This is a genomic window from Cellulomonas sp. IC4_254 (genome assembly GCF_011603975.1).
Taxonomy (GTDB): Bacteria; Actinomycetota; Actinomycetes; order Actinomycetales; family Cellulomonadaceae; genus Cellulomonas.
Genome location: NZ_JAANNB010000208.1, coordinates 1 through 6559, shown reverse-complemented (window position 1 = coordinate 6559; position 6559 = coordinate 1). Strand labels below are relative to the sequence as shown.

General features: G+C 75.2%; 8 protein-coding genes and 1 pseudogene. All 9 read right to left on the bottom strand.

Annotation, left to right across the window (positions count from 1 at the left end; genetic code table 11):
- A pseudogene (locus tag G6556_RS16200) lies at positions 1-208 on the bottom strand (hypothetical protein); the annotation flags it as partial.
- 46 nt (positions 209-254) lie between these two features.
- Positions 255-857 carry a nicotinate-nucleotide adenylyltransferase gene (nadD, locus tag G6556_RS16195; protein WP_166943742.1) on the bottom strand — a complete coding sequence of 201 codons (603 nt, stop codon included), beginning with the start codon at positions 855-857 and terminating at the stop codon, positions 255-257.
- Positions 858-885: 28 nt separating this feature from the next.
- Positions 886-1041 carry a hypothetical protein gene (locus tag G6556_RS16190; protein WP_166943740.1) on the bottom strand — a complete coding sequence of 52 codons (156 nt, stop codon included), beginning with the start codon at positions 1039-1041 and terminating at the stop codon, positions 886-888.
- A 72-nt stretch (positions 1042-1113) separates the two neighbouring features.
- Positions 1114-2454 carry a glutamate-5-semialdehyde dehydrogenase gene (locus G6556_RS16185; protein ID WP_166943738.1) on the bottom strand — a complete coding sequence of 447 codons (1341 nt, stop codon included), beginning with the start codon at positions 2452-2454 and terminating at the stop codon, positions 1114-1116.
- Between the two features lie 86 nt (positions 2455-2540).
- A complete protein-coding gene (gene proB / locus G6556_RS16180) occupies positions 2541-3689 on the bottom strand; it encodes a glutamate 5-kinase (protein WP_166943736.1) in 1149 nt (382 codons plus the stop codon).
- Positions 3690-3837: 148 nt separating this feature from the next.
- Positions 3838-5349 carry a GTPase ObgE gene (gene obgE, locus G6556_RS16175; RefSeq protein ID WP_166943734.1) on the bottom strand — a complete coding sequence of 504 codons (1512 nt, stop codon included), beginning with the start codon at positions 5347-5349 and terminating at the stop codon, positions 3838-3840.
- An 88-nt stretch (positions 5350-5437) separates the two neighbouring features.
- Entirely contained in the window at positions 5438-5692 is a 255-nt protein-coding gene (gene rpmA, locus G6556_RS16170) for a 50S ribosomal protein L27 (RefSeq protein ID WP_166943732.1), read from the bottom strand.
- Positions 5693-5755: 63 nt separating this feature from the next.
- Positions 5756-6064: a 50S ribosomal protein L21 gene (rplU, locus tag G6556_RS16165; RefSeq protein WP_203670265.1), complete on the bottom strand. Its 309-nt coding sequence runs from the start codon at positions 6062-6064 to the stop codon at positions 5756-5758.
- A gap of 266 nt (positions 6065-6330) precedes the next feature.
- Positions 6331-6559 (bottom strand): hypothetical protein (locus tag G6556_RS16160; protein ID WP_205693616.1); only part of this gene is annotated, 229 nt, incomplete at its 5' end.

Below are 6559 nucleotides of genomic sequence, written 5' to 3'. Positions count from 1 at the left end.
CGGGCGTCGCGGGCGCGGCCGGGGTCGCGCGCGCGGCGGGCGCCGGCGTCGCGGGGCTCCCGGTCGCCCGGCCGACGCCGCGCGGCGGCGTCGCCTGCCCGGCCTCGGGCGCGGCGGCCGCCGCGGCCGCGCGCTCCTGCTCCGCGAGCCGCGCGGCCTCGCGCTCCCGCAGCTCCCGTCGGGTCAGCGGGCTGCCGGACGAGCTCATCTCGGGGCCTCCTCGGGACCGGGGACGCAGCGCGTGATCTCGTGGATCATGACTGGCTTCCCCGGTACAGACCGTGCTTCGCGATGTACTGGACGACGCCGTCCGGCACCAGGTACCAGACGGGCTTGCCGCCGCGCGCGCGGGCGCGCACGTCGGTGGACGAGATGGCGAGCGCCGGGATCTCCCACTGGCTCACCCGGTCGGCGGGCAGGCCGTCGGTCGTCAGCGTGTGCCCGGGCCGGGTCACGGCCACGAACTGCGCCCGCTCGAAGAGCTCCGGCGAGTCCTTCCAGGTGAGGATCTGCTCGATGGCGTCGGCGCCGGTGATGAAGTAGAGGTCGGCGTCGGGGCGCTCGTGCGCGAGGTCCCGCAGGGTGTCGACGGTGTAGGTCAGGCCGGGCCGGTCGATGTCGACCCGGCTGACCGTGAACCGCGGGTTCGACGCCGTCGCGATGACGGTCATGAGGTAGCGGTGCTCGGCCGGCGTGACGTCGACGTCCTGCTTGAACGACGGGGCGCCGGTCGGCACGAACACGACCTCGTCCAGGTCGAACCGCGCGGCGACCTCGCTGGCGGCGACGAGGTGGCCGTGGTGGATGGGGTCGAACGTGCCGCCCATCACGCCCAGCCGGGCTCGTCGCTGCGTCATCGGATGCGGGTCCCCGTCTGCTGGCGGCTCAGTCGTGGCGCGTGCCGACGCTCCGGAAGGCGAAGGTCACGAGCAGCAGGGCGATGAGGACGCCGAAGGCGGTGATGCCGAACACCACGGGCGAGAACGGCAGCTCGGTCGTGTGCTCGGCGGCGGTCTCGGCGACGCGCAGCGCAGCGTTCACGTGGTCCTCCCGGACGGGTCGAAGTGAGGGTCAAGTGTCGCACGTCCGGCGGGTCGCCCGCCGGACACGCGGTCAGGGCCGCACGTGCCCGTCGCCGTGCACCACCCACTTGGTGGTGGTCAGCTCGCCGAGGCCCATCGGTCCCCGGGCGTGCAGCTTCTGGGTGGAGATGCCGATCTCGGCGCCGAGCCCCAGCTGTCCGCCGTCGGTGAACCGCGTGGAGGCGTTCACCATGACGGCGGCGGAGTCGACCTCGGCCACGAACCGCTCCGAGGCGGCGAGGTCGCGGGTGACGATCGCCTCGGTGTGGCCGGAGCTCCACGTGCGGATGTGCTCCAGGGCGGCGTCCAAGTCGTCGACGACGCGGACCGCGAGGTCGAGGGACAGGTACTCGGTGGCCCAGTCCTCGTCGGTGGCGGGCACGACGTCGACCCCGGCCGGGGCCGCCGCGGCGGTCGCCGCGTCGCCGTGCACCGTCACACCGGCCTCGGCGAGCGCGGTGAGGGCGGACGGCAGGAACGCGTCGGCGGCGGCGCGGTGCACGAGCAGCGTCTCGGCGGCGTTGCACACCCCGACGCGCTGCGTCTTGGCGTTCAGCAGGATCGGCAGCGCGACGGCGGGGTCGGCGGTGGCGTCGACGTACACGTGCACGTTGCCCACGCCGGTCTCGATGACCGGCACCGTGGCCTCGCGGACGACCGTCTGGATCAGCCCGGCACCGCCGCGGGGCACCAGCACGTCGACCAGCCCGCGGGCGTGCATGAGCGCGACGCCGCCGGCGCGGCCCCAGGCGTCGACCGACTGCACGAGGTCGGCGGGCAGGCCCCGCTCCTCGAGCGCGGCACGCAGCACGTCCACGATCACCGCGTTGCTCCGGGCCGCCGCGGACCCGCCGCGCAGCACGACCGCGTTGCCGCTCTTGAGGGTGAGCCCGACCGCGTCGACGGTCACGTTCGGCCGCGCCTCGTAGATCATCCCGACGACGCCCATCGGCACGCGCACCTGGCGCATCCGCAGGCCGTTCGGCAGCGTGGAACCGCGCACGACCTCGCCGACCGGGTCCGGCAGCGCCGCGACCTCGCGCAGCGCGCCGGCGATCGCCTCGATGCGCGCGGGCGTCAGCGCGAGCCGGTCGAGCAGGCCGTTTGAGATCCCGTCCGCGCGGCCGCGCTCCAGGTCCTCCGCGTTGGCGGCGACGATCACGTCGGCGTGCGCCACGAGGGCGTCGGCGAGCGCGTGCAGCGCCGCGTCCTTCGCGCCGCGGGTGGCGACGGCCAGGGCGCGGGACGCCGCCTTGGCGCGCCGGGCCACGGCGAGCACCTGGGCGGTGACGTCGTCGGCCGACGGCGCGGCGGGCACGGCGGCGGGCTGGGCGGCCCCGTCCGTGGCCGGGGCGTCGAGCGAGGTGGTCATCGCACCAGCCTAGTCCCGGACGCGGGACCGTCCGGCGGATGTCTCAGCGCACGAGCCCGTCCAGCACGCCGCACGCCACCGCGCGCTCAGCGCCGACGGCGGACCAGCACCAGGTCGTCCCGGTGCACCAGCTCCCGGTCGTACCCCTCCCCCAGCTCCGCCCGCAGCTCGGTCGTGCTCCGGCCGAGCAGGTCGGGCGCCTCCTGCGACGAGTAGGCCACCAGACCCCGTGCCACCACCGTGCCGTCGGGCGCCGCGATCTCGACCGGGTCGCCGGCCTCGAACTCGCCGTGCACCGCCGTCACACCGGCCGGCAGCAGCGACTTGCCGCGCTCGACGACCGCCGTGACCGCGCCGTCGTCCAGCACGAGGCGCCCGTGGGTGCGCGCCGCGTACGCGAGCCACATCAGCCGGGTCGACGCGCGCTTCCCGGTCGCCGCGAACCAGGTGCCGACGTCCTCGCCGGCCAGCGCCGGGGCCACCTGGGCCGCGGAAGTCAGCACCACGGGGACGCCGGAGCCCGTGGCGATCGCCACCGACTCCAGCTTCGTGACCATGCCGCCCGTCCCGACCCGGGACCCGCGCGCGGACACGTCGATCCCGTCGAGGTCCTTCGGCCCGCGCACCTCGGCGATCCGGCGCGAGCCCTCGCGGTTGGGCGGGCCGGTGTACAGGCCGTCGACGTCGGTGAGCAGCGCCATCGCGTCGGCGTGCACCAGGTGCGACACCAGCGCCGCCAGCCGGTCGTTGTCGCCGAACCGGATCTCGTCCGTGGCGACCGTGTCGTTCTCGTTGACGATCGGCACGATGCCCAGGTCGAGCAGCCGCTCCAGCGCGCGCTGCGCGTTCCGGTACTGGGTCCGGCGCATGGTGTCGTCGGCGGTCAGCAGCACCTGGCCGACGCGCAGGCCGTGCTCGTGAAACGCGCGGGTGTAGTGCGCGACCAGCAGGCCCTGGCCGACGGAGGCGGCGGCCTGCTGGGTCGCGAGGTCCCGGGGCCGCTGCGCGAGGCCGAGCGGGTCCATGCCGGTGGCGATCGCGCCCGACGACACCAGGACCACCTGGTGCCCGCCGTTCACCCGCGCGGCCAGCACGTCGACGAGCGCCCGCAGCCGGGCCGGGTCGAGCTTGCCGGTGCCGTCGGTCAGCGAGGAGGAGCCGACCTTGACCACCACGCGGCGGACCTCGGGCAGCAGGCGGCGGTCGGACAGCGCGGCGGCACTCACGGGGAGCATCATCCCCCGTGCCCGGGGTCCGGGGCGGCGACCGCCCGCGGACCGGACGCGGCCTGGGGTGGAGACGACTGGAGCGTCCTGCCCGACACGCGCTGGCGTGTCGGGCAGGACGCTCCACTCACGGGGTGAGACCGGGGTAGACCCGGGGTCAGTCCTCGCGCCAGAGTCCGGCCTCGCGCTCCGTCCAGAGCTCGGCGCGGGCCTCGGCCTTGGCGTCCATCCGCTCCTTGTACTCCTGGCGCTTCTGCCCGCGGGTGGGCCGGCTGGACTCCTCGAGCCGGGCGTCGGACCCGCGGGGCCCGCCGAGCAGCTCGGACCCGGTCATCAGGGTCGGCTCCCAGTCGAAGACGACCGCGTTCGGCCCGTCGCCGATGACGACCTCGGCGCCCGCGACGGCGCCCGCCTTGAGCAGCTTCTCCTCGACGCCGAGCCGCGCGAGCCGGTCGGCCAGGTAGCCCACGGCCTCGTCGTTGGCGAAGTCGGTCTGCCGGACCCAGCGCTCGGGCTTGGAGCCGCGGACCTGGAAGTACTCGTGGTCGCCGTCCTGCCGGCGCGCGACCGTGAACCCGGCCTCGTCGACCGCCCGCGGCCGCAGCACGACGCGGGTCGCCTCGGGGGCGGGCGCGTCCCGGCGGGCCTGCTCGACGACCTCGGCCAGGGCGAAGGTCAGCGGGCGCAGGCCCTCATGGCTGGCGGTGGAGATCTCGAACACGCGCAGGCCGCGCGCCTCGAGGTCCGGGCGGACCAGGTCGGCGAGCTCCCGGGCCTCTGGGACGTCGATCTTGTTGAGCACGACCATGCGCGGGCGCTCGGTCAGCGGCACCCGGCCGCCCTCGATGCCGATGTCCCCCGCGTAGGCCGCGAGCTCGGCCTCGATCACGTCGAGGTCGGTCAGCGGGTCCCGGCCCGGCTCCAGCGTCGCGCAGTCGAGGACGTGCACCAGGACGGCGCACCGCTCGACGTGCCGGAGGAACTCCAGGCCGAGGCCCTTGCCCTCGCTCGCGCCCGGGATGAGACCCGGGACGTCGGCGACCGTGTACCGGGCGTCGCCGGCCTGCACGACGCCGAGGTTCGGCACCAGGGTCGTGAACGGGTAGTCGGCGATCTTCGGCCGGGCGGCGGACATCGCCGCCACCAGCGAGGACTTGCCGGCGCTCGGGAAGCCCACGAGCGCGACGTCCGCGATCGTCTTGAGCTCGAGGACGACGTCGCGCGCGTCGCCGGGCTCGCCGAGCAGCGCGAAGCCGGGGGCCTTGCGGCGCGGCGAGGACAGCGCGGCGTTGCCGAGCCCGCCGTGGCCGCCCTCGGCCACCACGAACGTGGCGCCGGCGCCCACCAGGTCGGCCAGCACCTCGCCGTCGGTCGACTTCACCACGGTGCCGTCGGGCACGGGCAGGACGAGGTCCTGGCCGGTGGAGCCCTGGCGGTGGTCGCCCATGCCCTGGGTGCCGGACGGCGCGTGCCGGTGCGGCGCGTGGTGGTAGTCGAGCAGCGTCGTCACCTGCGGGTCGACGACGAGGATCACGCTGCCGCCGTTGCCGCCGTTGCCCCCGTCGGGGCCGGCGAGCGGCTTGAACTTCTCGCGGTGGATGGACGCGCAGCCGTGGCCGCCGTCACCGCCGCTGGCGTGGAGGACGACTCGGTCGACGAACGCGGCCATGTGCGGGTGGTTCCTTCCTGGACGGACGAAGGGGCGCACCGCGTCGTGCGGTGCGCCCCTCCGGCCAGCGTGCTGGGGTGCGGCGGCGTCAGCCCGCCGTCACGATGTCGATGACCTTGCGGCCACGACGGGTGCCGAACTGCACGGCACCGGCGGTGAGGGCGAACAGCGTGTCGTCGCCGCCACGGCCGACGTTCACGCCCGGGTGGAAGTGCGTGCCGCGCTGGCGGACGATGATCTCGCCGGCGTTGACGACCTGGCCGCCGAAGCGCTTGACGCCGAGACGCTGGGCGTTGGAGTCACGACCGTTGCGCGAGGAGCTCGCGCCCTTCTTGTGTGCCATCTCAGGCTCGCTTTCCTGCGGTGCTGTCTACGGGGGGTGTCACGGGCCGCCGGGCCCGCGAGGTCACTTGATGCCGGTGACCTTGAGGCGCGTCAGCGCCTGGCGGTGGCCCTGGCGGCGGCGGTAGCCGGTCTTGTTCTTGTACCGCAGGATGTCGATCTTCGGGCCCTTCTCGTCCCGGACGACCTCCGCGGTGACCTTGATCTTCGCGAGCGCCGCGGCGTCCGACGTCACGGCGGTGCCGTCGACGAGGAGGAGCGCGGGCAGCTCGACGGTCTCGCCGGCCGCGGCCGCGAGCCGGTCGACGACGACGACGTCGCCGACGGCGACCTTCTCCTGGCGGCCGCCGGCCTTCACGATCGCGTACACCACGTTGCTGCTCATCTCTGCTCGTCGAACTACAGGTTCAGGGGCGCCCCGCCCTGCTGCCGGTCCCGGCGCGCCACCGCGGTGGCCGCGGAGCTCGGGAGGTCGGCGCCGCTGGGGCGTCACGCACGAACGGTGCCTCTGCGCAGCGATCCGGTTGCAACCGGGCTCACCATCAGAGCGCACCGACGTTCAAGGATACGCAGACCCTCCGAGAGGGTCAAACCGCGCCCGGCGGCCCCTCGCGCGCGGGCGAGGGGCCGCCGCGGCGGTCAGGACGCGTCGTCCTCGGGGTCGGAGCCGGCCTCGGGGAGCTCGAACAGGCCGGGGTCGACCTGGGTGAGCTCCAGGTGCGGCTCACCGGCGGCCGGGGCCGTCGCGGGCTGCTCCGGGGCACGCGCGGCGAGGTCGCCGAGCGCCGCGAGGACGTCGAGGGCGGGCTTCGCGTCGGCCGGGGCCGCCGCGGTCTCCGCCGCCACCGGCTCCGCCGGCTCGACCGGG